Genomic DNA, 26,294 nt, shown 5'->3' with positions numbered 1-26,294 from the left:
AAGCGAAAGGTATGGCGAGTATTTCCTCCCTGGGTATCGGTTCGGGGCTTGATCTCGGCGGGCTGCTGGATCAGCTGGAGTCGGCTGAGCGGCAGAAACTGCAGCCCATTGTCGCCCAGCAAAACAAGCAGCAGGCGAAGATTTCCTCCTTCGGCCTGCTCGACAATGCCCTGGACCAGCTCAACAGCGCCGTGGCCAAGTTGGCCTCACCGGATGTGTTCGCAACCGTCAAAGCCAGCACCAGCGGCGATGCGGCTACCGTGACCGCAGGCACCGACGCGCTGCCGGGCAGCTTTCAGGTGGATGTGCAACAGCTGGCGCGTGGTTCCAGCATTGCCACCGCCGGTGTCGCCGATCGCGAAGCCAGCCTGGGTGCGGGCACCATTGCCGTCACCCTGGCCAATGGCGCTAGCACTGATATTGTCATTCCCGCCGAGGCCAGCTCCCTGGAAGCGGTGCGCGACGCCATCAACGCCGCCGATGCCGGCGTGTCTGCCTCGCTGGTTAACGATGGCAGCGCCAGCCCCTGGCGGCTGGTGCTGGCCTCTTCGGAGACCGGCACCGACGCTGCGATTGCCACGGTGGACTTTGGCGACCTGGCGGGCAGCCTGGCGCTGGATGCAGCCACCGAAGTTGCCGCCCGCAATGCCGAGCTGAACGTGAACGGGATTGCCATCCAGAGCCAGTCCAACAGCGTGGCGGACGCTATACAGGGGGTGACCCTGAACCTCGTGGAAACCGGCAGCGTGGCGCTGGACATCGCCCGCGACGACGAGGCCGTGCGCACCGCAGTGCAGGGCTTCGTCAACAGCTACAACGCCCTGCAAAAAACCATCGGCAGCCTGAGCAGCTACAACAGCGAGACCGGATCCGCCGGTATGCTGCTTGGCAACAACACCCTGCGTTCGGTGGAAAGCCGCCTGCGCGGCGGCATGAGCGCCGTGGAGGATGGCACGCTGGGCATGCTCAGCGACATCGGCGTATCGCTGCAGCTCGATGGCACCCTGTCCCTGGACGGCGACCGCCTCGATGCGGTGCTGGAGGCCCAGCCCGGCGAGCTGGCCGCTTTTTTTGCCGGCGACGGCGAGAGCGGCTTTGCCAATCGCCTGGCCGCGGTGATCGACCCGATGGTGCAGGACGGTGGGCTGATCGACAGCGCCACCGACGCACTGGGTGACAGCATTGATGCACTGGGCCTGCGCTACGAGCGCATGGAGCAGAGCATCGCCGCCACGGTCAGCCGCTACCGCAGCCAGTTCAGCCAGCTGGACAGCCTGATCGCCAGCATGAATTCCACCAGCGACTACCTGACCCAGCAGTTCGACATGATGAACGCCCAGCTGGGCCGGGACTGACAGCGCAATTGAGGGTACTGAATAACGTGCAGCAGAGCGTAGACAAAGGGAGAACCCGGCCATGATGAACCGGCGAGGAGCCACGGCCTGGCGGCAGGGCCCTGGCAGTTATGCCCGCGTGGGCGTGGAGAGCGATGTGCTGTCCGCCAGCCCGCACCGGCTGATCGAAATGCTATTCGATGGCGCCGAGAGTGCCATTCGCACGGCCCGCCTGCACCTGGAAAAAGGCGACCGTGCCGCCAAGGGGCTGGCCATTTCCAAAGCCCTGGACATCGTCAACAACGGCCTGCTGGCCGCCCTGGACGAAGAGCAGGGCGGCGAGATTGCCGCGCAGCTGGCGGCCCTCTACGACTACGTGGGGCGCCTGCTGCTGAAGGCCAACCTGCACGACGACGACGCCAGCCTGGCAGAAGCCGGCCGCCTGTTGGCGGACATCGGCAGCGCCTGGCGGCAGATTGGGGCCAACGCGCGCGGCAGTGCTGGCGATGATGGTGCGGGCGACGGTGCAGGTACCGGTACAGGTAACAAGGCAGGCAACGCTGCGGGCGCCGCACAACAGGAGGCGCACGCGGATGCCGCTTACTGAGGCCGGCACCCGCCAGCAGGCAGCGTCGGTCAGTCTCAAAACCGGCGAGGAGGTACTGGCGGTCTACGAATCGCTGGTGCTGATGACCCGCGCCATGCTGGAGCTGGCGCGCAGCCAGCGCTGGGAAGAGCTGATTCGCCAACAGGCCCGCTATGTGGTGGAGGTGGAAACACTGCGCCGGCAGGAGAAGGGCCTGGCGCTGGATGCCGACCAGCAGGCCCACAAGGCGCTGATGCTGGAGACCATCCTCGGCAACGACCTGGCAATCCGCGATCTTTTGCTCGCGCGGCGCGACGAAATTGGCGAGCGCCTGGGCACCGCCCAGCGGCGTCGCAGCCTCAACCGCGTTTACCGCCAGGGCGGGGCTGTGCCGCCCGGCGAAGCGCAAATGCCGGACGAGCGGTAGGGGCGCGCAGGCAAGGTGTCGGGGCTGACTCCACTGCTGGATACACTGCTGCATCAGGTGTTGGGTAAGCGGGTGGACCTGCCGCAACCGCGCGACCTGAACGAGCCGGTCAAACCGCTGCAGGCCGGCATTGCGCCCCAGGCCGTGCACAGCGATTCGCGCCTTGACCCGCGGGCCCTGCTGCCGCAGAACGCCCTGGCGGGCGATGCCGGCCACAGCACGGCGCGCGCGCAGGCTGATACGCCCGCCACCGGCGGCGCTGGCAGCCTGCAACTGAGTGCCGCCGCCCGGGAGATTGCCGGCCTGCTGGCACGCTACCCTGCGCCGCCCGGCGTTCTGCGCGGAGCGCCCCTGCAGCCGGCGCCCGGCGAAGTGCTGGAGCCGCCGGCCCTGGCCAGGGCCGTGCAGGGGCAGATTGCCCACAGCGGTTTGTTTTATGAATCCCACCTGGCGCTGTGGTATCGCGGCCGCCTGAGCGCTGACCAGCTGGCCCTGGAGCCGCAGATGAGCGCGCGCCCACAACCGGCGCCGCCGGCCGTTGGCGCGGCCCCGACCCATGCGGATGATGCGCCAGAGCGGCCGCTGCCCGAGGGCTCGCCGGCCCGTCTGTCAGAGGCCCAGCCGGCCCGCCTGCCAGAGACCCTGGCCGGCGTGGTTCGCCACCAGTTGGAAATGCTGGCCACCCCGGTGGTGCGCTGGGAGGGCGATGTGTGGGACGGCCTGTTCCTGGCGCTGGCGATTTTTGCGCCGGAAGTGGCCTGGGACGAAGGCCGCCAACCGGGCAGGCAGGGCGCTGGGGATGAAAGTGGCAAACACGACGACAAAAGCGACGACAAACACGACGACAGCAGCGATGCCGGCGAAGACACCTGGCGCACCGAGCTGGAGCTGGATCTTGCACAGCGCGGGCGCCTGCAGGTCAGGATGACCCTGCAGGCCCAGGCGCTCACCTTGGAACTGGCGGCCGCCACGGCGCTGAGTGAACAGCTGGAGCGGCGCTCGCAGGGCCTTGAGCAGCGCCTGCACGACTGCGGCTTCCAGCCGGTGAACCTTGCCTTTCGGGCGCTCGACGATGACTGACCAGCCGGACTCACCACGCCGGCCCGCATCCCGGGCGGCGGCCGTCAGCTATGGTGACGGCAAGGCGCCGCCGCGGCTACTGGCCAGTGGCTATGGCGAATTGGCCGAGCGCATCATCAGCGAGGCGCGCCGTCAGGGGCTGTTTGTTCACAGCGAGCCGGCGCTGGTGCAACTGCTGATGCAGCTGGACCTGGACCAGCGCATTCCCGAGCCGCTGTACCGCGCCATCGCCGAAGTGCTCGGCTGGCTGGCCGACGAGAACGACGCGTGATGGATTGCGCTTTGTGCGCACGGTATCTGCACACGCCAGAACAGGGCGCGACGCGAACTTTCTGACGGAAGTGAAACGTGCGTCACAGTTTGATGGGGAATGTCACATTCAAACCATCATTCTTGGAAGTTATTATTGTGTGCAATTAGAAAGACACCGAATCGGTACGGTTTACTACGGGATGTTGTGTCCAAACCGATTCACAGAAGTGTCATTTGTCTTGCAGGGAAGCAACACGGCCTGGTGGAATCCGCCGCTAAAAAAAAGCGGATCCGCCAACAATGGGTAGGGATCGGGGCGCACAGCTCCGGCCGTCGGTAAACAAGGGCAAGACCATGAACACACACGCTGAAGACCTGGTGGAAATCCAGGATCTCAACCTGACCTATTTGCTGATTGCACAGCGCCTTCTCAAGGCGGACTTCACCACAGCCCTCATGCGGCTGAAGATCGACGACGACCTCGGCCGGCACTTGCTGTCGCTGAGCGCGCGTCAGGTGGGCCGGCTGGCGCGTAACAACCAGATGCTGTTTCGCCCCTGCCTGGAAGGCGCGGCGCAGTTGGCGCAGCTGACCCACAACGCCCGCGACCAGGGCATGGACCTGCTGCACGGCTCACTGCTGATGGCCTCGGTGCCACACTCCGGTATGCCCGGCGTTGCAGAAGGCGCTTGAAGGTGGCGGACAAAAGTCTGGTGAGCGAGATGCAGCAGGTGCAGCTCGCCATCGAATTGATTGAACTCGGGGCGCGGCTGCAGGTGCTGGAGTCAGAGACCGAACTGAGCCGGGGCCGGCTGATACGGTTGTACAAGGAAGTTCGCGGCATGTCGCCCCCCAAGGGCATGCTGCCGTTCTCCACCGACTGGTTCATGACCTGGCAGCCCAACATTCACTCGTCGCTGTTTTACAGCTACTACCAGCGGCTGACCAACACCCTGGGCTGCTCCCGCATGGAAGCCTTCACCAAGGCCTACCGCATGTACCTGGAGCAGCTGTCGCTGGACAGCGCAGAACCAGTACTGGGGCTGACCCGGGCCTGGACCTTGATCCGCTATTTCGAGAGCGGCATGTTCGAGGTGAACCCCTGCACCCGCTGTGCCGGCCAGTTTGTGATGCACGCCCACACACCGGCCAGCGACTACGTGTGCGGCATCTGCCTGCCCCCCTCGCGGGCCGGTAAAACTGCTCGCAGCGTGAGCGCCTGATTCGGGGCCCCTGAGCCCCTTTCACTTCTTTTTAAATGCTCCCATCAAGCCCGCCTTTCCCTGGCGGCGTTTCCTTAAGCACACTGGCCTCAAGAACTGTGCGGGGCTGCCGATAGTCAGGTCAGAAGCTATCCACGTCGGCAGGAGAAGGTCTCGGTTGTGCTAATTCCCCTTGGATTTATTATCGTCGCCGCATCGGTATTTGGTGGCTTTGTACTGGCCGGTGGTCACCTTGGCCCGCTGGTGCAACCCACCGAAATCCTGATTATCTGTGGTGCCGCGATCGGCGCCTTCATTGCCGCCAATAATGGCAAGGCCATTCGCGCCACCTTCAACGCCACCTCGCGGCTCAAGCGCACCACACGCTACGACAAAGCCACCTACATGGAGCTGATGGCCCTGCAGTACAAGCTGCTGTCGAAAATGCGCCGGGGTGGCATGCTGGCGATTGAGCGCGACGTGGAAAACCCCGAGGAAAGCGACATCTTTGCCGAGTATCCGCGCATCCTCGCGGACCCGATGATCATGGGCTTCATCACCGACTATCTGCGCCTGATGGTGAGCGGCGGCATGGAGCCGATGGAAATCGACGAGCTGATGCTGCACGAAATCGAAGCCTTTGAGCACGAAGCCCACATTCCCTCCGACGCCCTGAGCAAGGTGGGGGATGCGCTGCCCGCCTTCGGCATTGTGGCGGCGGTGCTGGGGGTGGTGAACGCCCTCAGCCAGGCCGACGCCGGGGTGGAAAAAATGGGGCTGATGATCGCCCACGCCCTGGTGGGCACCTTCCTTGGCATTCTATTGGCCTACGGCTTCGTCAACCCGCTGGCGAGCCGCATCGACCGTCAGGTGCACGAAGCGGTAAAAATGCTGCAGTGCATCCGCGTTACGCTGCTGGCCACCCTGAACGGCTATGCGCCGCAGCTGGCGGTGGAGTTTGGGCGCAAGGCCCTGCACACCGCAGAGCGGCCTTCGTTCAGTGAACTTGAGGAGCATGTGCGCACTTCGCGCAGTGCCGAGGCCAGCGCGACATGAGCGATAGCGCGCGCCCCATCATCGTCAGGCGGCCCCGGAAGGTGAAGGTTGCCCACCACGGCGGCAGCTGGAAGATCGCCTACGCCGACTTTATGACGGCCCTGATGGCGCTGTTTCTGGTGCTGTGGATTCTGTCTAGCGCCACCCCGCAGCAGCTGCGCAACGTGGCGGAGTACTTTCGCACGCCGCTGTCGGTGGCCCTCACCGGGGGTGATCGGTCGACCTCCAGCACCAGCGTGATTCCCGGCGGCGGCGCCGACCCCACCCACGTAGACGGCGAAAGGCAGCGCACCGAACTGCGCCTGGAAACCCGCGCCACTGACATCCAGCGCCAGTTTGTGGCGCTGCAAAAGCGCATTGAATCGGTGGTGAGCGCCGACGACAAACTGCGCGAACTGCTGCACCAGATCCGCTTTGACATGACGCCCTATGGCCTGCGCATCCAGCTGGTGGACACCGACCAGCGGCCCATGTTCGAAACCGGCAGCGACCGTGTTGAACCCTACATGCGCGACTTGCTGCGCGTGCTGGCGCCCCTGCTCAACGAAATGCCCAACAAGCTCAGCATCAGCGGCCACACCGACAGCGCGCCCTACGCCGCCGGGGTGGTGGGCTACAGCAACTGGGAGCTGTCGGCCGACAGGGCCAATGCCTCGCGGCGCGAGCTGGTGGCGGCGGGCTTTGCGGATGCCAAGTTGCTGCGGGTGACCGGCATGGGCGACCAGCTGCCCCTGCCCGGCAGCAAGCCCGGCGACGCGGCAAACCGCCGCATCACCCTGGTGGTACTGAACCGGGAGGCGGCCACGCTGATCCTGGACAGAGTACAGGAAGCAATGCTGGCCAGTGCGGCCCTGGCGGTGGAATAACCATGGATATCAGCGAATTCTTTGACACCTTCTACGAGGAAGCCCTGGAACTGCTGCAGGAAATGGAGCAGATCCTGCTGACCCTGGACGTTGCAGCGCCAGATACGGAAGCGCTCAACGCCATCTTCCGCGCCGCCCACTCCATCAAGGGCGGGGCGGGCACCTTTGGCCTTGTCGAGCTGCAGCAAACCACCCACCTGCTGGAAAACCTGCTGGATGCCACCCGCCACGGCGAGCTGCGCCTGCGGCGCGACATTGTCGATACCTTTCTGGAAACCAAGGACATGCTACAGGAACAACTGGAAGCCTATCGCGCCAGCGAGCAGCCCGATGCCGCCGCCTTCGAGCGTATCTGCGCCGTGCTGCAGCAGATGGCCGAAGCCGAAATTGGCGGCGCGGCAACCGCCGGCGCTGCGCCCGCCGCGCCAGTGGCGGCTTCCCGGCCCGGGCCAGAAAGTGCCGCAGCCCCGGAGGCAAGCACGGCGGCGGAATCGGCTGCAGGCGCTGCCGCGCCGGGCAGCCAGGGCAGCGACCTGCTGGAAGTAAGCCTGCTGGGCGTGGGCGATAAAGACCGCGACCTGCTGATCGACGAGCTTGGCCAGCTGGGTGACATTGTGTCCCGCGAAGGGGATGCCCAGCAGTACCGCGTCACCCTGCGCTGCAGCGTGAGCCCCGACGATGTCGAGGCCGTGATGTGTTTTATCGTGGAGCCCGAGCAGCTGGCCATCCGGCCACTGCCGGCGGCGGGGGAGGCGGCCGCCGCGCCGGTGGGTGCCTCTGAGCCTGCAGCCGCTGCCCAAAGCGCGCCGCCTGTTACAGAACCGGCAGTGCCGGTAGCGCCAGCGGCGAGCAGCGAGCGCGGCAAAAGCCCACCGGATGCCGCCAAGGGCGGCGAGAGCACCTCTATCCGCGTGCCGGTGAACAAGGTCGACCAGATCATCAACCTGGTGGGTGAGTTGATCATCACCCAGTCCATGATCAACCAGGTGGCGGAAAGCGCCGCTGGCGCCGGCGCCCTCAGCAACGGGCTCAATCAGCTGCAGCGTAATTCCCGCGACCTGCAAGAAGCGGTGATGTCCATTCGCATGGTGCCCATGGATTACGTATTCAGCCGCTTCCCGCGGCTGGTGCGCGACCTGGCCGCCAAGCTCGGCAAAGAGGTCGAGCTGGTAACCGAGGGTAAGTCCACCGAGCTGGACAAGGGCCTGACCGAGCGCATTATCGACCCCTTGACCCACCTAGTGCGCAACAGTCTCGATCACGGCATCGAAGACCCGGACACCCGCCGCGCCGCCGGCAAACCGGGAGCCGGGCAGCTGCTGCTGTCGGCCACCCACCAGGGCGGCAACATCCTGATCGAAGTGCGCGACGACGGCGCCGGGCTCAACCGCGAGCGGATTCTGGCCAAGGCCCGCAGCAGCGGCATCAGCGTGTCCGACAGCATGAGCGACGAGGACGTGTGGCAGCTGATTTTTGCGCCGGGTTTTTCCACCGCGGTGGAGGTGAGCGATGTGTCCGGCCGCGGCGTGGGCATGGATGTGGTGAAGCGCAACATCCAGTCCATGGGCGGGCATGTGGAGATCCTCTCCGAACCCGGGCGGGGCACCCGCACCCGCATCGTACTGCCCCTCACCCTGGCCATTCTGGACGGCATGCTGATTCGGGTGGGCAGCGAGACCTTCATCCTGCCGGTGAACGCCATCATCGAGTCATTGCAGCCGCGCAGCGAAGACCTCTACAGCATGGGCGGCGGCGACCTGCTGCTGAAGGTGCGCGAAGACTACCTGCCTGTGGTGCCGGTGGGCCAGGCGATGGCGGTGGCCAACGCGGTGCAGGAAGTCACCCGCAGCATCACCGTGGTGGTGCAGGGCGAAGGGCGCCGCTATGCCTTGCAGGTGGATGAGCTGATCGGCCAGCAGCAGGTGGTGGTCAAGAACCTGGAAACCAACTACCGCAAGGTGCCGGGGGTGTCGGCGGCCACCATCTTGGGGGATGGCAGCGTGGCGCTCATTCTCGACATCGGCGATTTGCAGGAATTGAGCCAGGGCCGGCGCCGTGAGCGCGCGCCGCGCCCGGAGCAAACGTCATTACAGAACCAGCCAGAAGAGGCAGTGATATGAGTCAGAACACAGCATTGCGCGATGCCACCGAGAAAAGCGGCGAGCGCGTGGAGTTTCTGGTGTTTTCCCTGGGCGAGGAAGAGTACGCCGTGGATATCCTGAAAGTGCAGGAAATTCGCGGCTACGACAACGTCACGCGCATTGCGAACACCCCGGACTTCATCAAGGGGCTGGCCAACCTGCGCGGGGTGATCGTGCCGGTGGTGGATTTGCGCATCAAGTTCCGCCTCGACAAGGTGGAGTACAACGAGCAGACCGTGGTGATTGTGGTGTGCATCGAAGAGCGCATCGTCGGCATTGTGGTGGATGGCGTGTCCGACGCGATGAGCCTCACAGCAGAGCAGATCAAGCCGGCGCCGGAGTTTGGCGTGAGTATGCCGGTGGACTACCTGAGCGGGCTTGGCAGCGTGGACGACCGCATGCTGGTGCTGGTGGATATTGAACGACTGCTCACCAGCGAGGAGATGGCGCTGATGGACAGCGCCGCTAGCTGATCGACATTGCACCTTCTGCGGGTATCTCGCCCGCACCCCCCGACAGGTAAGACCCATTGAACGCCATATCCGAAGCTCCATCCCCGGTGGTGTCTGCCCAGCGCGAGCTGGTGCTGGCGCCGCGGGATTTCCACCGCATTCGCGAGCTGATCTATCGCCACGCCGGTATCGTGCTGGCCGAGCACAAGCGCGAGATGGTCTACGGGCGCCTGGCGCGGCGGGTGCGGGCGCTGCAGCTGCACTGCTTTGGCGACTACGTCGACCGGCTGGAAGCGCACCCGGCGGATGCGGAGTGGCAGCACTTTATCAATGCCCTCACCACCAATCTCACCGCTTTCTTTCGCGAGCCCCATCATTTCCCCTTGCTGGCGCGTCACGTGGCGGGCCGCCGCGACCGGGTGCGGGTGTGGTGCGCCGCGGCCTCCACCGGCGAAGAACCCTATTCCATTGCCATCACCCTGCGCGAGGCCTTGGGCGAGCAGGTGCCCTTTGAGGTGTTGGCAACCGACATCGACACCGATGCCCTGGCGCGGGCCCGCCAGGGCGTGTACCGCCTGGAGCAGCTCGGCAAAGTTGATGCCGAGCGCCTGCGTCGCAACTTCCTGCGCGGCAGTGGCGGCATGGCCGGCTATGCGCGGGTGCGCCCGGAAGTGGCCCAGCATGTGTCCTTCAGCCCACTCAATCTGGTGGCGGGGCGCTGGCCGGTGGAGGGACCCTTCGACGCCATCTTCACCCGCAACGTGATGATCTACTTCGACCAGTCTACCCAGGCGCGGATTCTCGAGCGCCTGGCGCCCCTTCTGAAACCCGACGGCCTGCTGTTTGCCGGCCATTCAGAGAGTTTTTCCTATGTCAGCGAGCGCTTTCGCCTGCGCGGGCAGACGGTGTACACGCGCGCCGGCTGACCGTGCAGCCATTGCCAGCCGGGGCCTAAAGGCCAGGGCGCCGTGGCCGATAAAGAGAATGAGCCCGCCGCCATCAGACGGCGGGACCCAGCGAGGAGAAGGTGAGTGAGTGGGGCCAAGTTGCGGGTGCTCTGCGTTGATGATTCAGCGCTGATACGCGACCTGCTGCGACAGATAATCGACAGCCATGCCGACATGGAAGTCGTGGCCGTGGCGCCGGACCCGCTGGTGGCCAGAGACCTGATCAAACAGCACAGCCCTGATGTGATAACGCTGGATGTAGAAATGCCGCGCATGGACGGGCTGGACTTTCTCGAGCGCCTGATGCGCCTGCGCCCGATGCCGGTGCTGATGGTGTCGTCGCTGACCCAGGCCGGCTCCGAGGTGGCTCTGCGTGCTCTGGAACTGGGCGCCATCGACTTTGTGGAGAAGCCCTCCATCGGCATTCGCAGCGGCATGCTCGACTACGCCGACCTGATCGCCAGCAAAATCAGGGCCGCCGCGGGGGCTCGCGTGCAGCGCCGAGAGGCCGCCCCCAAAGAGCGCGCCCCGGTGCTGCGGGCGCCGCTGGTATCCAGTGAAAAACTGTTCATTCTGGGCGCCTCCACCGGCGGCACCGAGGCCCTGCGCAGCATTCTTGAACGCCTGCCAGCCAACGCCCCGGCCACCCTGATTGCCCAACACATGCCAGGTGGCTTTACACGCTCCTTCGCCCAGCGCCTGAACCGCCTGTGCCAGATTACCGTGAAGGAAGCCGAGGACGGCGAGCGCATCCTGCCCGGGCATGCCTACATCGCCCCCGGCGACTCTCACCTGCGCCTGGCGCGCAGTGGCGCCAATTACATTGCCCGCCTGGATGGCGGCCCGCCGGTCAACCGGCATCGGCCGTCGGTGGATGTGCTGTTCAACTCCGCCGCTGAACAGGCCGGGCGCAACGCCATCGGCGTGCTGCTCACCGGCATGGGCAAAGACGGCGCGTGCGGCCTGCTGGCCATGCAGCGTGCCGGCGCCCAGACCATGGCGCAGGACGAGGCCAGCTCGCTGGTGTTTGGCATGCCGCGCGAGGCCATTGCCCTTGGTGCGGCCGCCGATGTGCTGGCGCTGGACGACATTGCGCCTGCGCTGCTGGCGCGGGCCACGGCCTCGGGTCGGGCCCAGCGTGTGTAGTGGCCCATCCCTTTACCTAACTCTCATCTAGCAAGGAATCGACACAATGATAAAGCTGCTGCGGAATCTGAGAATCAATGTGGCCATGGCCACCGTCCTCTTTTGCTTTGTATCGCTGATTGGCGTGGTGGCTGCCCTGGGTTACATCGCCAGTCGCACGGCCACCGAATCGCTGGCGATGATCGAACAGGAGAGCGTGGTGCAGGTGGATCACATCAACAGCGCCGCGAGCCTGCTCAACAGCGCCCGGGTGAAACTGGAGATGGCGGTGAACTACCTGGCCCAGGAGCGCAGCCTGAACGCCGAGCGCCAGATGAATACCGCGCTGGTGGAATTGGACGCCTCCCAGGAGCGCCTGGATGCCTTCCTGGCCGAGCCCAAGAGCGAAGAGGGCATGGAGCATGTACTGATCATCGAGAGCAGCTTCAGCGAGGTGATGGAACTGGTGCGCGAGCAGTACGGCGCACTGGAGAAAGGTGACATTGCCGATTTTGACTCCCTGCGCCAGATGCTGGTGCCCCCCAGCGACGGCCTTGCCGAAGGCGTGGCCGGGTTTGTCGACTACGCACAAACCCGCCGGCTGGCCCAGATGCAGAGCTACCGCCAGCAGGTGGAGCAGTTCAGCCTGGTTGGCCTGGGCCTGCTGGGGCTGACCGTGGTGATGGTGGTGGTGATCTATCTCGGCCTGCGCTTTCTGGTGATTCTGCCGCTGTATCGCGCGGTGGAAAACCTGCAGCACATTGCCGATGCCGACCTGTCCCATCCCATCGATGTGCCCGGCAACAATGAGATCGGCAAGCTGTTTGCCGCCATGAATCACATGCAGCAGAGTCTGACCCGCATCGTCACCGACGTGCGCGACAGCAGCAATTCCATCTTTACCGGCACCACTGAAATTGCCAGCGGCAACAACGACCTGTCGTCGCGCACCGAGCAGCAGGCCGCCTCGCTGGAAGAAACCGCCACCAGCATGGAAGAACTGACCGCCACAGTGAAGCAGAACGCCGACAACGCCCGCCAGGCCAGCGGCCTGGCCAGCGACGCATCCCACACCGCCGAGCGCGGTGGCGAAGTGGTGGACCGGGTGGTGGACACCATGCAGCGTATCTCCGAAAGCTCGCGCAAGATCGCCGACATCACCGGCATGATCGACTCCATCGCCTTCCAGACCAACATCCTTGCCCTGAACGCCTCGGTGGAGGCAGCGCGGGCCGGCGAGCAGGGTCGCGGCTTTGCGGTGGTGGCCGGGGAAGTGCGCAACCTGGCTGGCAGCAGCGCCGATGCGGCCCATGAGATCAAGCAGCTGATCGAAAACTCAGCCGCCCAGGTGGATGAGGGCTCGCGCCTGGTGGCCGAGGCCGGTGAAACCATGAAAGAAGTGGTGAGCGCCGTGAAACGGGTGACCGACATCATGGACGAAATCTCCGCCGCGTCGCAGGAACAGAGCAGCGGTATTGACCAGGTGAGCAGCGCCGTGAGCCAGATGGACGAGGTGACCCAGCAGAACGCAACGCTGGTACAGGAGGCCGCCGCGGCCGCCGCCTCCCTGGAAGAGCAGGCGCGCCGCCTGGAACAGGCCATGGCCACCTTCCGCCTGATGGAAGGCGGCGCGCCGCGCGCTGCCGCCGAAAACGTGGAGCGCCCGGCCGATGAGCACCGCCAGGCGGCCAACGACCAGGAGCCGGCCATGCCCAAGGCCCGGCCCCTGGCCGTGGCGGCCAGCGGTGGCCAGGCTGTGGCGCTGCGCGATGGCGCCCCGCAGGGCGACTGGGAAGAATTCTGACTGGCGTCCGGTGCCGCCAGCCGGCGCCCCGCCCCGCACTTTTAACGAGGCAAGTAACGATGGACAAGAACATGAGTATCCTGGTGGTGGATGACTTTCCCACCATGCGGCGGATTATCCGCAGCCTGCTCAAAGAGCTGGGATTCAACAACGTCGACGAGGCGGAAGACGGCCAGGAGGCACTGGCCAAACTGCGCGGCGGCAGCTTCGAGTTTGTGGTATCGGACTGGAACATGCCGAACCTGGATGGCCTGGAGATGCTCAAGCAGATCCGCGAAGACAGCGCCCTGCAATCCCTGCCGGTGCTGATGGTGACCGCCGAGGCAAAGAAGGAAAACATCATCGCCGCAGCCCAGGCCGGGGCCAACGGCTACGTCGTTAAACCCTTCACTGCGGCCACGCTGGAGGAGAAGCTCAACAAAATCTTCGAGAAGCTCGGCGCCTGATGGCAGCTGCAATGGCAGGAGACTTGAGTATGACGACGAACGTGACGCCGCTGTCCGCCGCCGAGGGACAGACCAGCGACGAACTGGTGCAGCGGGTCGGCCAGCTGACCCGCATGCTGCGCGACAGCATGCGCGAGTTGGGCCTGGATAAAGAAGTGGAAAAGGCCGCCCAGGCGATTCCCGATGCCAGGGAGCGCCTGACCTACGTGGCATCCATGACAGAGCAGGCCGCCGAGCGCGCCCTGAACGCCATCGACCGCGCCCAGCCCCTGCAGACCGAGCTGGAAGAAAAAGCGCGGGAACTGGACGAGAGCTGGAAGGGCTGGTTCGATGCCCCGCTGGAGCTGGATTCGGCGCGCGAACTGGTCACCGAGACCCGGGGCTTTTTGTCGGCCATCCCCGAGTTGACCCGCGCCACCAACCAGGAACTGCTGGAAATCATGATGGCCCAGGACTTCCAGGACCTCACCGGCCAGGTCATCAAGAAGATGATGGACGTGATCCGCGAGGTAGAGCGCCAGCTGCTGCAGGTTCTGCTGGACAGCGTGCCGGAGGGGCGGGAACGGGAAGACATGCAGCGCCGCCTGGACGAGCCGGGCGAGCAGCGCGCATCGTCGGACTCCCTGCTGAACGGCCCCCAGGTGGGCGAGGGCGGCGCCGATGTGGTCAGCAGCCAGGACCAGGTGGACTCCCTGCTGGACGAACTCGGCTTCTGAGCCAGCTCAAGGCTGAGCGCCCGGTTCGCTGCCGGGCGCCATTGCCAGGGCGCGCTTGCGACGAATAGCGCGCTTTTCGATGCGTTAATTGCCGCTTCGGCGGCAGTGGCCAGTGATGACAATGGGCGGTGTTGATTAACATTGCCCCTTGTCCCCTATGGCCGACGATTCCAGCGACCAGGAAAAAACCGAAGCCGCCACCCCCCGGCGCCTGGAAAAGGCCCGCGAAGAGGGGCAGGTGCCGCGTTCGCGTGAGCTGGCCACGTTCATGTTGCTGCTGGGTGGCGTTGGCGGCCTGTGGGCCATGGCCCAGGTGCTGGGGCCGCAACTTGCGTTGGTTATGGAGCAGTCGCTGCTGTTCGAGCGTCGCCAGGCCTTCGAAACCGGCCCCATGATGGTGTCGGCGGCCACCCTGGGCGAGCACACCCTCATGGCCCTGTTGCCGCTGTTCCTGGTGCTGGCGCTACTGGCCCTGGCGGCGCCCATGCTGCTGGGTGGCTGGTCGATGAGCGCCAAATCCCTGAAACCCCAGTTTTCCCGCCTGAATCCGATCAAGGGCCTGAAAAGGCAGTTCTCCAGCCAGGCCCTGGCCGAGTTGGGCAAGGCCATTGCCAAGTCGGTGCTGGTGGGCAGTGTTGCCTTGTGGTTTCTGCACAGCCGGCGCGGCGAGTTCATGGCGCTGATGGACTTCCCGGTGGTTGAGGCGGTGGCCTCGGCCCTGCACCTGGCGGTCACCGCTTGCGCCTTGATGGTGCTGACGCTGGTGCTGGTGATTGTGCTGGATGTGCCCTACCAGCTGTGGAGCCATGCCAAGAAGCTGCGCATGAGCAAAGAGGAAGTGCGCCGCGAACACAAGGAAACCGAGGGCGACCCCCAGCTCAAGGCGCGCATACGCGCCCAGCAACAGACCATGGCGCGCTCGCGCATGATGAGCAAAGTGCCCGAGGCCGACGTGGTGATCACCAACCCCACCCACTACGCCGTGGCCCTGCGCTACGACGAGGCGCGCATGTCGGCCCCGCGTGTGGTGGCCAAGGGTGCCGACGCGGTGGCTGCGCGCATCCGCGAGCTTGCCGCTGAACACGGCGTGCCCCTGCTGGAAGCGCCACCCCTGGCGCGGGCCCTGCACCGCCATGTGGACATCGACCGTGAAGTGCCCACCGGGCTGTACACCGCCGTAGCCGAGGTGCTGGCCTGGGCCTTGCGCCTGCGCCGGGTGCGCGCAGAGGGCGGAGTGGCGCCAGAGGCGCCGGTGCAACTGCCCGTGCCTGAAGAACTCGAGGTGCCTGCCGCGCCGGAGGAGAATCTACCGTGAATGGTTTGGGCCGTTATGCCAGCGCAGTGCGCTGGCCACAACGGGAACAGTTACAGGTGCTGGCCGGGCCGCTGCTGATCCTGCTGGTCATGTCCATGCTGATCCTGCCGCTGCCGCCCTTCGTGCTGGATCTGTTCTTTACCTTCAATATCGCGCTGGCGGTGATGGTGCTGCTGGTCAGCATGTTCACCCTCAGTGCACTGGAATTTGCCGCCTTTCCCGCGGTTTTGCTGTTTACCACCCTGCTGCGGCTGTCGCTGAACGTGGCCTCCACCCGGGTGGTGCTGATGGAGGGCCACCAGGGCGGCGCGGCCGCGGGCCGGGTGATCGAGGCCTTTGGCCAGTTCCTGGTGGGCGGCAACTTTGCCGTGGGCCTGGTGGTGTTTCTGATTCTGGTGGTCATCAACTTCATGGTGATCACCAAGGGCGCCGGGCGCATTGCCGAGGTGGGCGCACGCTTTATGCTCGACGCCATGCCCGGCAAGCAGATGGCCATCGACGCCGACCTCAACGCTGGCCTGATCGGCGAGGAAGAAGCCCGTTCGCGGCGCACCGAGGTAGCGTTGGAAGCGGATTTTTACGGGTCCATGGACGGCGCCAGCAAGTTTGTGCGTGGCGATGCCGTGGCCGGCCTGGTGATCATGGTGGTGAATATCATCGGCGGCTTGCTGATCGGCATCATCCAGCACGATATGTCCTTCGGCGATGCGGCCCGCACTTACACCCTGCTCACCATTGGCGATGGCCTGGTGGCCCAGATCCCCGCGCTGGTGATTTCCACCGCCGCCGGCGTCACTGTGTCTCGCGTGAACACCGATCAGGACGTGGGGCAGCAGATGATCAGCCAGCTGCTCATCAACCCCAAGGTGCTGGCCCTGTCTGCTGCGGTGATGGGGTTGCTGGGCATGGTGCCCGGCATGCCCAATCTGGTGTTTCTGCTGTTTACCGCCACCCTTGGCGGCCTGGCCTGGTGGATGCTGCGCCAGCGCGACACCCGCATTGCCGAACAGCAGATCAGCGACGACCCGCTGCCCGTGCGCGAAGTGCCCGAGGCCAGCTGGGACGACGTGGAACTGGTGGACATGCTGGGCCTGGAAGTGGGCCACCGGCTGATTCCGCTGGTGGACCACCGCCAGCAGGGGGAGCTGCTCGGGCGCATCAAGAGCGTGCGCAAAAAGTTTGCCCAGGAGATCGGCTTTCTGCCGCCGGTGGTGCACATCCGCGACAACCTGGAGCTGGAACCCAACCGCTATGTCATGACTCTCAAGGGCGCCGAAGTCGGGCGCGGCGAAGCCTTCCCCGGGCAGTGGCTGGCCATCGACCCCGGTCAGCTCACCGGGGAAGTGGCGGGCACCCCCACCCGCGACCCGGCCTTTGGCCTGCCGGCGGTGTGGATCGACGCCGACCAGCGCGAACTGGCCCAGGTGTACGGCTACACCGTGGTGGATGCCAGCACTGTGGTGGCCACCCATCTCAATCACCTCCTGCTGCAGCACGCCGCCGAGATGCTCGGGCGCCAGGAAGTGCAGCACCTGCTGGACAAGCTCGGCAGCGGCAATAAATCGCTGGTGGAAGACGTGGTGCCCAAGCGGGTGTCCATGACCACCCTGCAGCGCCTGCTGCAGCAGCTGTTGCAGGAGGAGGTGTCCATACGCGATTTGCGCACCATCCTCGACACCCTGGCCGAGCAGAGCGGCGACGCCGAGCCGGAAGAACTGCTGGCGCAGGTGCGCATTGCCCTGGGCCGGGCCATTACCCACCAGTGGTTCCCGGGCGACGAGACCCTGCACGTGATCGGCCTGGACAGCGCCCTGGAACAGGTGCTGTTGCAGGGCGTGACCAGCGGCGATGCCCTGGAGCCCGGCCTGGCCGAAACCCTGATGAGCCAGGCGCAGGCCAGCGTAGAGGCCCAGGAGCAGGCCGGCGACCCGCCGGTACTGGTGGTGCCGCCCGCCCTGCGCCTGCCGCTGTCCCGATTCCTGCGCCGCCGCCTGCCGCAAATGGCGGTGATGTCGCAGTCCGAAATACCGCATGAACGCAGCCTGAGGATGACCAGAATGATAGGGGCACAAGCATGACCGTAAAGCGTTTTGTCGGCACCAGCAGCCGCGAAGCCATGCGCCAGGTGCGCGCCGTGCTGGGTGACGATGCACTGATCATCGCCAACCGGCCCATCGACGGCGGCATTGAAATTCTGGCCATGGCCGATGGCGAAGCGGCCGCCGCCAGCAGCACTGGCGGCTTTGGGCAGGCGCCCGAGTTAGTGGCCGGCGCCCCTGCCGGCGAGCATCGCGCGCCCGAGCCCGGCGCGCACAGCAAAGCGCCCGAAGCGGCCGCCGATGTGGATACCGCCAGCCTGTTGGCCTCTCACGAGCGCCTGCTGAACGAAGTGCAGGCCATGCGCGAAATGCTCAACGCCGCCCGCCCGCCAGAACCGCCGGCGGATGACAGCCTGCAACAGCTGCGCCAGGCCCTGCAAAAGCGCCTGCTGGGTGCCGGCTTTGGCACCGGGCTGGCCGAGGATATTGCCGCCACCGCGCGGGCGGGGCTCAGCCCCGGCACCGCCACCGACAGCTGGCTGGTGCGGCAGTTGCAGAACCGCCTGCGCACCCCGGCCGATGCCGTGGCCGAGTTGGAAGAGGGCGGCCTGCTGGTCCTGGTGGGTCCCACCGGGGTGGGCAAAACCACCACCGCCGCCAAGCTCGCCGCGCGCTACGCCATGCGCTACGGCTCCGCCGACATCGCCCTGGTCAGCGCCGACCACTACCGGGTGGGCGCTCGCGACCAGCTCAAGGTGTACGCCGACCTGCTGGGGGTGGCCATGCATGTACTGGCGCCCGGCGAATCGCTGGCGGACCTGCCCGGGCACATCGCCCACAAAGCGCTATTGATTGTCGACACCGCCGGCATGGGCCAGCGCGACGAGCGCCTGCGAGAACAGATGCGCCAACTCGCCGGCAGCGAGCGCCCGGTGCGGGCAGTGCTGATGGTGAATGCCTCCGCCCAGGCGGAAACCCTGGACGACACCGTGGTGGCCTACCGCGAGGCGGCGCGCAGTGCCGGCGTCAACATCGCCAACGCCATTATCAGCAAGGTCGACGAAGCGCCCCGTCTGGGCCCGGCGCTGGCCACCGTCATGCGCCACAACCTGCGCCTGCACTTTGTTGCCTATGGCCAGCGGGTGCCCGAAGACCTGGCGCCCGCCGCCCCTGGCGAGCTGATGAGCGAGGCGCTGATGGCAGTGCCATCGCCGATCGAAGAAGTAACCGCCAGCCGCGACCCACTGGATCGCGGATTGGCCCTGCAGAGCGTGTGGCAACAGCTGAACGACGAGCTGGCCGAGCTGGATACCCTGCAGCAGGCCTGGCGGGGCGAGCCGGTGGCCGCACTGGCGCAGGTGCCGGATGCCACCCGGGTGCTGGCGCAGGGGCGCGATGCCAGCGACAGCTTGCTGGCTCTGGATGGGGACGGGCTCAGCCTGCTGGCCCTGGATGAGGATGGGCTCAGCCTGCTGAGCCCTGTGGCGGCCGGCCCCCGAGGCCAGCTGCCACAGCGTGCGGCAGGCCGTGCCCTGCTGCTGTCCAAACTGCCCGACAGCCACAGCGCCCTGTTGTTGCTGGAGCAGCAAACGCCCTGGCTGGTGAGCGCATCGCACCAGAGCCGGGTGTACTGCCGGGGGCATCGATTGCCCCTGTCGCAGCTGTGGCCACAGGCCACCAGTGCCGGGGCCATGGCGGTGGAACTGCGCGGGCGCGAGGTGCAGCTGCGCCTGCACAGCGTGCCGGTGTACGCCGCCCTGGGCGGCCGCCGCCGGCGCTGCGGCGCACGCCTCAACGCCATTCTGGGTGAACTGCGCAACCTTGATACCGGCGCGGTTATCGGCCGGCGCTACTGGCTGGTGCCGGCCGAGCTGCACCCCGATGACTGTCGCACCCTGCTGACGCAGCAGTCGTTTGCCGACACCTTCTTTGCCCTGCGGCGCAAGGCCGCCGACCTGCTGGGCGAGCGCCTGCCCACCTGGCGCGGGCAGGCGCAGCGGCTGCACTGCGTGGCCCACGGCCTGGCTGCCCTGGCATGCCAACTGGATCGCAACCACAGCGACTGGGCGCTGGATGTGCGGGCACAGTTGCTGGCGCTGGACGGCCGCCCGCGGCGTCGTTCCCCCCAGCTGCTACTGGAAGCGCTGATGCAACTATTCGGCCAGCGCGAGGCCCTGCGCCGCCTGGCGCTGTCGCTGCCCGCCGGCAACGCATGATCGACGGCGATCAGGCAGAGGGCCTGCGCCGCTGGGCCAGGTCCCTGTCATCCCTGTCGGTGCCCGCCCCCCAGGCCAACGAGCGCACCCTCATGGTGCTCGGGCTCGGCCGGCAGGACGACAGCAGCCAGCGGGTAACCCGTGTGCTGCAGCACTGGCAGGCCCAGGGCTATGACTGGGTGGGAGACCCTTTGCGCTGGCAGGTGCGCCCGATACACCCCGACGATGCCCGCCTGCCGGCGCTGGCTGCGCTGCACCCGCGCTGGGGCCTGTGGGTAGACGAGGGGGCAGAGGGCATCTGCCGCGCCTTTGCCCAGCTGCGCGCCCTGGGCGAGCGTCCCGGCCCGCGTCACCTGCTGGCCCTGCACCCGCCGCGCATGGCGCACAGCGCAAGGCTGGACAACCTGCGCCGCGTGGCCCTGCAGCGCTGCGGCGTAAAGCTGCTGCTGATCAAGTCCTGACGCCGCCGGTGAAAGGCCGGAATAGGGCGCTGCAGGTTGCCTTAATCGCCGCATGGGCCCCGGCCCGCAAGGGAAATAATAAAGGCTGGCGATGCTGTCGCCGATGGCAAAAAAGGCAAGCACTCGGGCTATGACATACACTGCACAGGGTAAAATTTCACAGGAAGCGTTGCTGGAAGAATACCTGCCGGCCGTGCGCCGGCAGGCACTTTCACTGCAGGTGCGCCTGCCGGCGGGCGTGGACCTCGACGACCTCATTCAGGCGGGCACTTTGGGGCTGCTGGACGCACTGGGGCGCTTCGACCCCAACGCCGGCACCGCCTTCCTCCCCTTCGCCAACGCCCGCATTCGCGGCGCCATGATCGACGAGCTGCGCTCGCGCGACTGGCTGCCCCGCAGCGTGCGGCGCCGCGCCCGCGAACTCGACGGCGTCATGCACCAGCTGGCACAGGAGCTGGGGCGGCCGCCCCAGGAGCGGGAAGTGGCCCAGGCCCTGGGCATCTCGCTGCAGGACTACCAGCAGCTGCTGGGCGACATCAACAACGGCTTTTTACTGCCCTACGAAGAAGTGGTGGTAGAAGACGGCGAGCCCGAAGACAGCGCCCCCCAGAGCCGCACACCCTTTGGCGCCCTGCTTGAAGGCGAGCGCCGGCAGCAACTCACTGAGGCCATCGACGCCCTGCCCGAACGCGAAAAACTGCTGATGGGCCTGTACTACCAGGAAGAACTCAACCTCAAGGAAATCGGCGCCGTGCTCGGCGTCAGCGAATCCCGCGTCTGCCAACTGCACAGCCAGGCCATCAGCCGCCTGCGTACCCGGCTGGTGGATGGGGACTAGCTGAGATCGCTACAGGTTGCTCTCCCGGATGTGCTTACCCGGATTCGCATCCCAGGCAGCGCTGTAGTCGTTGCGGTATCCGGATACTAGGAGGCCAGTGCGCGAAGGACCATTTCCGGCTCTTTGGCAACGACGTTCAGAAGCACCAGGGCCGGACCTTGCGGGCTACGGTCGCCTCGCTCCCAATGTCGAAGCGTACTCACACTGATACCAAATGCTGAAGCAAATTCGTTCTGTGACATACCGACTTTAGCGCGAATTTTCTTCACATCCAGTGGGCCAAATTCATGGACAACGGCTTTGCCCGGCTTGCCTTTCGAAAAGGCTACGGCCTCGGCCAAACCCTGCTTAATACTTGAAAATGCGCTAGTCATCGCTGCCACCATAATGCTTGTGTAAAAGACGGGTTAACTTTGCGAGTTCATTCCTCTCAGACTTGCTCAGGTTCGCTTTTTCACCCTTGCCAAAAACGGTCAGTAAGAACAGGGGTATAGAGCCGTTGTGGTAATAGTAAATAACGCGAACCCCGCCACTTTTACCTTTTCCCTGAGCAGACCACCGCAGCTTTCTAATCCCTCCCGTACCCTGCAATAAATCGCCAGCGCGAGGGTGCAAAGCCAGGTAGCTGATCATGCTGGATTTTTCGCCTGCTTCCAGAAGCGCATGTGCATGCTTTACGAATTCAGGCAGTTCTACGATAGTCTGCATGCAGCCTACAGTAATCCATTGGATTACCCATGGTCAAGGCGCCATCCAAAGCTGTTAGCGTGGGTCGCTAGGGCCCGCCCACTCAGTGCTGCACGCCGTGGCGGTCACCTGCCGCGCAGCGGGTTGTCCAGGCTGTGGTATTTAAGTAACGCATCCCCACCATCCCCCTCAAGGTTTTCTCCCCGCCGCCGATAGAGCAGTAGACAGCGCGGTGCCGCTGCCGGGCGTGGTCGTTCTGCTGCGCGGTGGCCCGGGCCGTCACCCGAAGCCCCAGACTCCCAGGAGAAGACATGAAAATGCAAAATCGCCATTCCCGCAGTGCGGGCACCGGCGGCGCCGCTGCAGTGGCGCTGGCTGTTTCCCTGATGACCTCCAAGGCGCTGGCCTGCAGCGAGCCGGTGTTTGCTGCCAGCATTCCCGACGGCAGCGCCGCCTCGGAATCCGAAATGGCCGCGGTGCAAAAGGCTGTTAAGGAGTACGTGAGCAGCGGCGAAGCCTATATCGCCTGCCTGGAGGACTCCGGGTCCAACGGTTCGCCCACCTATATTAAAAAGCGCAACGAAACCATCGACGGCATGGAGCGGGTGGCGGCCCAGTTCAATCGGGAGCTGCGCCAGTTCCGTAAAAACAGCTAGCCAGGCCCGCGCCACCGGGGCGCGAGCCATGCCCGACCGGCGCCCACCCATATAGTTGCATTTGCAACCATCTGGGTGGGTGCCTATACTCTCCGCAAACTGAACGGGTGCGCCCAATGCGCCTGTGCAACAGATAGCGGAGGGAGAAATGGCAGACCTGTTTGACAACCCCATGGGCCTCGATGGCTTCGAGTTCGTGGAGTTCACCGCGCCGGAGAAGGGCGTGCTGGAGCCGGTTTTTGAGATGATGGGCTTTGCCCGGGTGGCGCAGCACCGCACCAAGGACGTCAGCCTGTGGCGCCAGGGTGACATCAACTTCATCACCAATTACGAACCCAAAAGCCACGCCTGGTACTACGCCCGCGAGCACGGCGCCGGCGCGTGTGGCATGGCTTTTCGGGTCAAGGACGCCACCGCCGCTTACAACCGCGCGCTGGACAACGGCGCCCAGCCGATCCAGGTGGACACCGGCCCCATGGAGCTGCGCCTGCCGGCCATCAAGGGTATCGGCGGCGCCATCCTCTACCTGATCGACCGCTACGAAGAAGGTCGCAGCATCTACGATATCGACTTCCACTGGCTGGACGGGGTGGAGCGCAAGCCCGCCGGCCACGGCTTCCATACTCTGGATCACCTCACCCACAATGTGTACCGCGGGCGCATGGACTACTGGGCCTCCTATTACGAGGACCTGTTCAACTTCCGCGAAATCCGTTACTTCGACATCAAAGGGGAATACACCGGCCTGCTGTCCAAGGCGATGACGGCCCCCGACGGCAAAATCCGCATTCCCCTCAACGAAGAAGCCAAGGGCGGCGGCCAGATCGAGGAATACCTGATGGCCTACAACGGCGAGGGCATCCAGCACATTGCCTTTGCCTGCGACGACCTGCTGGCCTGCTACGACAAACTCAAGGCTGCGGGCCTTGAATTCATGCCCGCGCCACCGGCCACCTACTACGACATGCTGGACGAGCGCCTGCCGGGCCACGGCGAGCCCGCCGCCGAATTGCAACAGCGCGGCATTTTGCTGGATGGCACCACCGAGGGTGGCCAGCCGCGCCTGCTGTTACAGATATTCTCGGCCAACCTGCTGGGGCCGGTGTTCTTCGAGTTCATTCAGCGCAAGGAAGATGAAGGCTTTGGCGAGGGCAACTTCAAGGCCCTGTTCGAATCCATCGAGCGCGACCAACTGGCCCGGGGCGTGATTGGCGGCGACGATAGCACCAACAGCACCAGCGACGCAAAACAGACAGGTTGAGCCGGGAGGCGCTGCCATGAACATTCGCAAAATTCACCACGTGGCCTACCGTTGTAATGACGCAAAGGAAACGGTGGACTTCTACAAGCGGGTGATGGACATGGACCTGGTGCTGGCCATTGCCGAGAACGAGGTGCCCTCCACCGGCGCGCCGGATCCTTACATGCACATTTTCCTGGATGCCGGCATGGGCAATGTGCTGGCCTTCTTCGAACTGCCGAATTCCCCCGCCATGGGGCGCGATGCCGCCACCCCGGACTGGGTGCAGCACATAGCCTTTGAGCTGGGCTCGGTGGAGGAACTGCTGGCCGCCAAGGCGAAGGTTGAAGCCGAAGGGCTGGACGTGGTGGGGCCAACCCATCACGGTATCTTCAAGTCCATCTATTTCTTTGACCCCAATGGCCACCGCCTGGAGTTGGCCGCCAATATCGACCGGCCCGGGGATCTGGAGCAGCTGCGGGAAGTGGCGCCCGCCATGATAGAGGAGTGGTCGCGCACCAAGCGGGCGCCGCGCCACGCCGCCTGGCTGCATGAGCGCCAGGACGACACTGAATAACACCCAATATCACCCAAGGAGGATACTGTGAAGCTCGCATCATTGAAGGCGGGGCGCGACGGCGCCCTGGTTGTGGTATCGGATGACCTGGCGCGCCAGCTGGCCGCCAACATGACCCTGCAAGCTGCCCTGGATAACTGGGCCGACGCCGAGCCGGCATTGCAGTCGCTGGCTGGCCGGGTCAATGCCGGCGAAGGTGAACCCTTCGACGAGAGTACCTGCGCCTCGCCGCTGCCGCGTGCCTACCAATGGGCCGACGGCTCCGCCTATGTGAACCATGTGGAGCTGGTGCGCAAGGCCCGCGGCGCCGAGATGCCCCAGAGCTTCTGGAGCGACCCGCTGATGTACCAGGGCGGCTCCGACACCTTCCTCGGCCCCCGCGAGCCCATCGTCATGGCCAGCACCGACTGGGGCATCGACTTCGAGGGCGAGATTGCCGTGGTTACCGGCGATGTGCCCATGGGCGCCACCCCGGCGCAGGCCGCCGCCGCCATTCGCCTGGTGATGCTGGTGAACGATGTGTCCCTGCGCAACCTGATTCCCGGTGAACTGGGCAAGGGCTTCGGCTTTTTCCAGTCCAAGCCCTCCAGCGCCTTCAGCCCCGTGTGCGTGACGCCGGACGCGCTGGGTGGTGCCTGGAACGACGGCCGCCTGCACCTGCCTTTATTGGTGAGCTACAACGGCGCGCCCTTCGGCAAGGCCAATGCCGGGGTGGACATGACCTTCGACTTCCCGACCCTGGTGGCCCACGCGGCAAAAACCCGGCCGCTGGGTGCCGGCACCATCATTGGCTCTGGCACTGTGTCCAATAAAGATGCCGATGGCAGCCCCGGGCGGCCGGTGAGCGAGGGTGGGCTCGGCTACAGCTGCATCGCCGAGATCCGGATGATCGAAACCATCCAGCAGGGCAAGCCGCAAACCGCCTTCATGCAGTATGGCGACACCGTGCGCATCGAGATGCGCGATGGTGCCGGGCAATCGATTTTTGGCGCCATTGAGCAGCGCGTGAGCGCCCCGCAATAAATAATGAAATTAAATGGGTGCGCCCGGTTGACCACCATGGGGGCCGTACCTATAATGCACACCCTCGAATTCAGGCAGCAGCAACAACGCAGCCTGAGGTGAAGCGCCAAGGGGCCTTCACAGCGAGGAAGTATTGATGCGGGGTGGAGCAGCCTGGTAGCTCGTCGGGCTCATAACCCGAAGGTCGTCGGTTCAAATCCGGCCCCCGCTACCAATTACGTATCACCCGCTCCTTAATCTAGGTGATACGTTCGGAAAGCCCCTTTTCAGGGGCTTTTTCGTATCTGCGAAAAAGTACCGGCCAGCCGGTGGGAGCAACTTGCCAATGGCGACAAAGGAACAGGAACTCCAGCAGCTGCTGGCGCCCTCTGTGGAGGCGCTGGGCTTTGAGCTGTGGGGTATCGAGTACCTGTCACAGGGCCGTCATACGGTATTGCGCATTTATATCGAGAGCGAGCAGGGCATTGGCGTGGAAGACTGCGCCACTGTCAGTCACCACGTCAGCGGCGTGCTGGACGTGGAAGACCCGATTGCCGGCGAGTACACCCTGGAGGTGTCGTCCCCGGGTGTGGACCGGCTGCTGTTCAAGCTCGAGCAGTACCTGCCCTATGTCGGCGAGTGGATAGAGTTGCGTTTGCGCCGCCCCTTTGACGGGCGCCGTAAATTCAAGGGAACCCTGAAGGGAGTCGAGGGCGAAGACGTGGTGGTCCAGGTGGACGACCACGAATACCTGTTGCCCCACGGCGCAATCGAAAAAGCGCGTATTCAACCCCGCCTGGCGGGCAGTGATCGAACAAGCGAGGCTTGA

The 26,294-nt window shown here is 65.1% G+C and carries 28 protein-coding genes and 1 tRNA gene; 27 read left to right on the top strand and 2 right to left on the bottom strand.

The annotated features are described in order from the left end of the window. Positions 1–11: 11 nt before the first annotated feature. The 21 genes from fliD (at position 12) to DDZ17_RS09665 (ending at position 21,303) form a co-directional block, all read left to right on the top strand. Positions 12–1,355 carry a flagellar filament capping protein FliD gene (gene fliD / locus DDZ17_RS09765; protein WP_116366345.1) on the top strand — a complete coding sequence of 448 codons (1,344 nt, stop codon included), beginning with the start codon at positions 12–14 and terminating at the stop codon, positions 1,353–1,355. A 61-nt stretch (positions 1,356–1,416) separates the two neighbouring features. Next, positions 1,417–1,941 (top strand): flagellar export chaperone FliS, encoded by a 525-nt coding sequence (fliS, locus tag DDZ17_RS09760; protein WP_116366343.1) that lies wholly within the window; start codon positions 1,417–1,419, stop codon positions 1,939–1,941. After that, positions 1,928–2,347: a flagellar protein FliT gene (locus DDZ17_RS09755; RefSeq protein WP_157976561.1), complete on the top strand. Its 420-nt coding sequence runs from the start codon at positions 1,928–1,930 to the stop codon at positions 2,345–2,347. Before fliS ends, DDZ17_RS09755 begins: the two co-directional genes overlap by 14 nt. A gap of 15 nt (positions 2,348–2,362) precedes the next feature. After that, entirely contained in the window at positions 2,363–3,427 is a 1,065-nt protein-coding gene (gene fliK, locus DDZ17_RS09750) for a flagellar hook-length control protein FliK (RefSeq protein ID WP_116366339.1), read from the top strand. Beyond that, a complete protein-coding gene (locus DDZ17_RS09745) occupies positions 3,420–3,698 on the top strand; it encodes an EscU/YscU/HrcU family type III secretion system export apparatus switch protein (RefSeq protein WP_116366337.1) in 279 nt (92 codons plus the stop codon). The genes fliK and DDZ17_RS09745 overlap by 8 nt, the downstream gene beginning before the upstream one ends. 335 nt (positions 3,699–4,033) lie before the next feature. Further along, a complete protein-coding gene (locus DDZ17_RS09740; protein ID WP_116366335.1) occupies positions 4,034–4,372 on the top strand; it encodes a flagellar transcriptional regulator FlhD in 339 nt (112 codons plus the stop codon). 2 nt (positions 4,373–4,374) lie between these two features. Continuing rightward, positions 4,375–4,902 carry a flagellar transcriptional regulator FlhC gene (gene flhC / locus DDZ17_RS09735; protein ID WP_116366333.1) on the top strand — a complete coding sequence of 176 codons (528 nt, stop codon included), beginning with the start codon at positions 4,375–4,377 and terminating at the stop codon, positions 4,900–4,902. A 159-nt stretch (positions 4,903–5,061) separates the two neighbouring features. Further along, the gene (gene motA / locus DDZ17_RS09730; protein ID WP_116366331.1) at positions 5,062–5,937 is read left to right on the top strand and encodes a flagellar motor stator protein MotA; all 876 of its coding nucleotides are present in this window, start codon (positions 5,062–5,064) and stop codon (positions 5,935–5,937) included. Continuing rightward, a complete protein-coding gene (gene motB, locus DDZ17_RS09725; protein WP_116366329.1) occupies positions 5,934–6,803 on the top strand; it encodes a flagellar motor protein MotB in 870 nt (289 codons plus the stop codon). The genes motA and motB overlap by 4 nt, the downstream gene beginning before the upstream one ends. Positions 6,804–6,805: 2 nt before the next feature. Continuing rightward, a complete protein-coding gene (cheA, locus tag DDZ17_RS09720; protein WP_116366327.1) occupies positions 6,806–8,923 on the top strand; it encodes a chemotaxis protein CheA in 2,118 nt (705 codons plus the stop codon). Then, a complete protein-coding gene (locus tag DDZ17_RS09715) occupies positions 8,920–9,417 on the top strand; it encodes a chemotaxis protein CheW (protein WP_116366325.1) in 498 nt (165 codons plus the stop codon). The genes cheA and DDZ17_RS09715 overlap by 4 nt, the downstream gene beginning before the upstream one ends. Positions 9,418–9,473: 56 nt before the next feature. After that, entirely contained in the window at positions 9,474–10,322 is an 849-nt protein-coding gene (locus DDZ17_RS09710) for a CheR family methyltransferase (protein ID WP_206613512.1), read from the top strand. 105 nt (positions 10,323–10,427) lie between these two features. Further along, positions 10,428–11,489: a protein-glutamate methylesterase/protein-glutamine glutaminase gene (locus DDZ17_RS09705; RefSeq protein WP_116366323.1), complete on the top strand. Its 1,062-nt coding sequence runs from the start codon at positions 10,428–10,430 to the stop codon at positions 11,487–11,489. A 46-nt stretch (positions 11,490–11,535) separates the two neighbouring features. Then, positions 11,536–13,272 (top strand): methyl-accepting chemotaxis protein, encoded by a 1,737-nt coding sequence (locus DDZ17_RS22900; RefSeq protein ID WP_116366321.1) that lies wholly within the window; start codon positions 11,536–11,538, stop codon positions 13,270–13,272. Between the two features lie 59 nt (positions 13,273–13,331). Then, complete coding sequence (gene cheY / locus DDZ17_RS09695; RefSeq protein WP_116366319.1) at positions 13,332–13,718, top strand: chemotaxis response regulator CheY; 387 nt, start codon at positions 13,332–13,334, stop codon at positions 13,716–13,718. Positions 13,719–13,747: 29 nt separating this feature from the next. Beyond that, positions 13,748–14,434: a protein phosphatase CheZ gene (gene cheZ / locus DDZ17_RS09690; RefSeq protein ID WP_116366317.1), complete on the top strand. Its 687-nt coding sequence runs from the start codon at positions 13,748–13,750 to the stop codon at positions 14,432–14,434. A 157-nt stretch (positions 14,435–14,591) separates the two neighbouring features. Beyond that, positions 14,592–15,749 carry a flagellar biosynthesis protein FlhB gene (flhB, locus tag DDZ17_RS09685; protein ID WP_116366315.1) on the top strand — a complete coding sequence of 386 codons (1,158 nt, stop codon included), beginning with the start codon at positions 14,592–14,594 and terminating at the stop codon, positions 15,747–15,749. Next, positions 15,746–17,827, top strand: coding sequence for a flagellar biosynthesis protein FlhA (gene flhA, locus DDZ17_RS09680; RefSeq protein ID WP_116366313.1), 2,082 nt, complete (start codon positions 15,746–15,748; stop codon positions 17,825–17,827). Before flhB ends, flhA begins: the two co-directional genes overlap by 4 nt. Continuing rightward, positions 17,824–20,004 (top strand): flagellar biosynthesis GTPase FlhF, encoded by a 2,181-nt coding sequence (gene flhF, locus DDZ17_RS09675; RefSeq protein ID WP_116366311.1) that lies wholly within the window; start codon positions 17,824–17,826, stop codon positions 20,002–20,004. Before flhA ends, flhF begins: the two co-directional genes overlap by 4 nt. Beyond that, the gene (locus DDZ17_RS09670) at positions 20,001–20,465 is read left to right on the top strand and encodes a hypothetical protein (RefSeq protein WP_116366309.1); all 465 of its coding nucleotides are present in this window, start codon (positions 20,001–20,003) and stop codon (positions 20,463–20,465) included. The genes flhF and DDZ17_RS09670 overlap by 4 nt, the downstream gene beginning before the upstream one ends. A 130-nt stretch (positions 20,466–20,595) precedes the next feature. After that, positions 20,596–21,303, top strand: a complete 708-nt coding sequence (locus DDZ17_RS09665; RefSeq protein WP_116366308.1) for an RNA polymerase sigma factor FliA — start codon at positions 20,596–20,598, stop codon at positions 21,301–21,303. Between the two features lie 86 nt (positions 21,304–21,389). On the opposite strand, the gene nadS is transcribed toward DDZ17_RS09665, so the two are convergent. Both nadS and DDZ17_RS09655 read right to left on the bottom strand, forming a co-directional pair. Next, complete coding sequence (gene nadS, locus DDZ17_RS09660; protein ID WP_116367237.1) at positions 21,390–21,677, bottom strand: NadS family protein; 288 nt, start codon at positions 21,675–21,677, stop codon at positions 21,390–21,392. After that, entirely contained in the window at positions 21,670–22,011 is a 342-nt protein-coding gene (locus DDZ17_RS09655; protein ID WP_116366306.1) for a type II toxin-antitoxin system RelE/ParE family toxin, read from the bottom strand. Before DDZ17_RS09655 ends, nadS begins: the two co-directional genes overlap by 8 nt. Positions 22,012–22,301: 290 nt before the next feature. Here DDZ17_RS09655 and DDZ17_RS09645 point away from each other — a divergent pair, with 290 nt between their 5' ends. From DDZ17_RS09645 to rimP, 6 genes are all read left to right on the top strand, one after another. Beyond that, the gene (locus DDZ17_RS09645) at positions 22,302–22,646 is read left to right on the top strand and encodes a hypothetical protein (protein ID WP_116366302.1); all 345 of its coding nucleotides are present in this window, start codon (positions 22,302–22,304) and stop codon (positions 22,644–22,646) included. 148 nt (positions 22,647–22,794) lie between these two features. Next, positions 22,795–23,907, top strand: coding sequence for a 4-hydroxyphenylpyruvate dioxygenase (hppD, locus tag DDZ17_RS09640; RefSeq protein WP_116366300.1), 1,113 nt, complete (start codon positions 22,795–22,797; stop codon positions 23,905–23,907). Positions 23,908–23,923: 16 nt separating this feature from the next. Continuing rightward, positions 23,924–24,463: a VOC family protein gene (locus tag DDZ17_RS09635; RefSeq protein ID WP_116366298.1), complete on the top strand. Its 540-nt coding sequence runs from the start codon at positions 23,924–23,926 to the stop codon at positions 24,461–24,463. 27 nt (positions 24,464–24,490) lie between these two features. After that, positions 24,491–25,486 carry a fumarylacetoacetate hydrolase family protein gene (locus DDZ17_RS09630; protein WP_116366296.1) on the top strand — a complete coding sequence of 332 codons (996 nt, stop codon included), beginning with the start codon at positions 24,491–24,493 and terminating at the stop codon, positions 25,484–25,486. Positions 25,487–25,623: 137 nt separating this feature from the next. Beyond that, positions 25,624–25,700, top strand: a tRNA-Met gene (locus DDZ17_RS09625). 111 nt (positions 25,701–25,811) lie between these two features. After that, entirely contained in the window at positions 25,812–26,294 is a 483-nt protein-coding gene (gene rimP, locus DDZ17_RS09620) for a ribosome maturation factor RimP (protein ID WP_116366294.1), read from the top strand.

This window comes from Parahaliea mediterranea, from assembly GCF_003402235.1.
Taxonomy (GTDB): Bacteria; Pseudomonadota; Gammaproteobacteria; order Pseudomonadales; family Halieaceae; genus Parahaliea; species Parahaliea mediterranea.
Note: the sequence above shows the minus strand (reverse complement) of the source record. Positions and strands in the feature narration are given on the sequence as shown.

Coding starts and splice junctions, on each gene's coding strand:
- fliD (WP_116366345.1), top strand. CDS start 12: ATGGCGAGTATTTCCTCCCTGGGTATCGGTTCGGGGCTTGATCTCGGC.
- fliS (WP_116366343.1), top strand. CDS start 1,417: ATGATGAACCGGCGAGGAGCCACGGCCTGGCGGCAGGGCCCTGGCAGT.
- DDZ17_RS09755 (WP_157976561.1), top strand. CDS start 1,928: ATGCCGCTTACTGAGGCCGGCACCCGCCAGCAGGCAGCGTCGGTCAGT.
- DDZ17_RS09745 (WP_116366337.1), top strand. CDS start 3,420: ATGACTGACCAGCCGGACTCACCACGCCGGCCCGCATCCCGGGCGGCG.
- DDZ17_RS09740 (WP_116366335.1), top strand. CDS start 4,034: ATGAACACACACGCTGAAGACCTGGTGGAAATCCAGGATCTCAACCTG.
- motB (WP_116366329.1), top strand. CDS start 5,934: ATGAGCGATAGCGCGCGCCCCATCATCGTCAGGCGGCCCCGGAAGGTG.
- cheA (WP_116366327.1), top strand. CDS start 6,806: ATGGATATCAGCGAATTCTTTGACACCTTCTACGAGGAAGCCCTGGAA.
- DDZ17_RS09715 (WP_116366325.1), top strand. CDS start 8,920: ATGAGTCAGAACACAGCATTGCGCGATGCCACCGAGAAAAGCGGCGAG.
- DDZ17_RS22900 (WP_116366321.1), top strand. CDS start 11,536: ATGATAAAGCTGCTGCGGAATCTGAGAATCAATGTGGCCATGGCCACC.
- cheY (WP_116366319.1), top strand. CDS start 13,332: ATGGACAAGAACATGAGTATCCTGGTGGTGGATGACTTTCCCACCATG.
- cheZ (WP_116366317.1), top strand. CDS start 13,748: ATGACGACGAACGTGACGCCGCTGTCCGCCGCCGAGGGACAGACCAGC.
- flhB (WP_116366315.1), top strand. CDS start 14,592: ATGGCCGACGATTCCAGCGACCAGGAAAAAACCGAAGCCGCCACCCCC.
- flhF (WP_116366311.1), top strand. CDS start 17,824: ATGACCGTAAAGCGTTTTGTCGGCACCAGCAGCCGCGAAGCCATGCGC.
- DDZ17_RS09670 (WP_116366309.1), top strand. CDS start 20,001: ATGATCGACGGCGATCAGGCAGAGGGCCTGCGCCGCTGGGCCAGGTCC.
- DDZ17_RS09665 (WP_116366308.1), top strand. CDS start 20,596: ATGACATACACTGCACAGGGTAAAATTTCACAGGAAGCGTTGCTGGAA.
- nadS (WP_116367237.1), bottom strand. CDS start 21,677: ATGACTAGCGCATTTTCAAGTATTAAGCAGGGTTTGGCCGAGGCCGTA.
- DDZ17_RS09655 (WP_116366306.1), bottom strand. CDS start 22,011: ATGCAGACTATCGTAGAACTGCCTGAATTCGTAAAGCATGCACATGCG.
- DDZ17_RS09645 (WP_116366302.1), top strand. CDS start 22,302: ATGAAAATGCAAAATCGCCATTCCCGCAGTGCGGGCACCGGCGGCGCC.
- hppD (WP_116366300.1), top strand. CDS start 22,795: ATGGCAGACCTGTTTGACAACCCCATGGGCCTCGATGGCTTCGAGTTC.
- DDZ17_RS09635 (WP_116366298.1), top strand. CDS start 23,924: ATGAACATTCGCAAAATTCACCACGTGGCCTACCGTTGTAATGACGCA.
- rimP (WP_116366294.1), top strand. CDS start 25,812: ATGGCGACAAAGGAACAGGAACTCCAGCAGCTGCTGGCGCCCTCTGTG.